This window comes from Sporosarcina sp. BP05 (assembly GCF_014282005.1).
Classification (GTDB): Bacteria; Bacillota; Bacilli; order Bacillales_A; family Planococcaceae; genus Sporosarcina.
Genome location: NZ_JACFTD010000064.1, coordinates 1 through 1,107, shown reverse-complemented (window position 1 = coordinate 1,107; position 1,107 = coordinate 1). Strand labels below are relative to the sequence as shown.

The 1,107-nt window shown below is 46.3% G+C and carries 1 protein-coding gene; it reads right to left on the bottom strand.

What is annotated here, in order from left to right; translation table 11 throughout:
- Positions 1-451 precede the first annotated feature (451 nt).
- The coding region (locus H2672_RS19100) for a tyrosine-type recombinase/integrase (protein ID WP_186673990.1) at positions 452-1,107 on the bottom strand (656 nt) is incomplete at its 5' end.

Sequence of the window (1,107 nt, the reverse complement as noted above, 5' to 3'; positions counted from 1 at the left end):
ACTAACGGGTGCTTTAGTTCAACAAGAGGAGATCGTCTATTGACGGTCTTTTTTATTTGGCCAGAGAGTAGATTATGGGGAAGTGTCAACGGTAAATGTCTGACTGAGGCAAAAGCGGAAGGAATTTAAGGAGTTGATACGAGAGGTGATTTTCACCCTCTATTTGGTTCTCACCCTATGTGAGAACCTGCCACCTGGCGAAGGGGATTTTGGGGGTTTGCCCCTTTTGCAAAAGGGGCAAGGTCTGTTCTTTTGCACTTGATCTGGAAAAGCAATTGAACCTTTGCGAGAATCAGCAAAGGTTCAATTGCTTTTCTGTTACTAGAAAAAACAACGGCTGCAAGCGGTTATTTTTTCTGCTTTTGAACTTGGGAAGTCTGTCACGCTAGCGTGACAGACTTCTTGCTTTTTACCCTCGGAGAGCCCGCACCAATGAAATTGGTATAGTGGGCTATACCAATAGTTTTGGTCCTCCTCCCAAATAGACATCGATAACATCTACTCGTTCATGGCCAACTTCTTTCGTGACGCTTGCTGCAGCTTGCAACTTGGAATAGCCTTTCTCCATTTCTTGTCGTATCCGATCCTGGACATAATTGTAACGTAGCCCATGATAGGTTAAAGCATTAGATACACCTTGATACATACGACTATCTCGACCTTCGGCCGTTTCGAATTGTAGACGATTATTTTGCATGAACTTTTCGACTCGATTCACTGCTGCATGTGTCTTCTCACCAGGACGAATAAACAGCCGGTCCCCTCTTGGAACGTCCTGAATTCTGCTTTCCATTACCTGTCGACCTTGAGCAGACAACGGAACTTGGCGCCATTTCCCATTTTTCGCTTCGCTCTTCACCTGATAAACCCCGGACCTCAATGCTTGCTCTACTTGCGATCTACTCATTGCGACGGCTTCCGTCACTCTCAACCCCATAGTCCTTGCCAGCTGCATCACATCACGCACGTCAGCAGCTGTTTCTGACCCCCTGCTATCGCTTTCAGCAACATCCCGGACGAACTGGTGCATGTCGTTATATTCACGCTCTGTCCAAGCCCTATCTCCTTTTACCGCTGGTGTTTTCTCTAATAGGATGGAAAATGTAT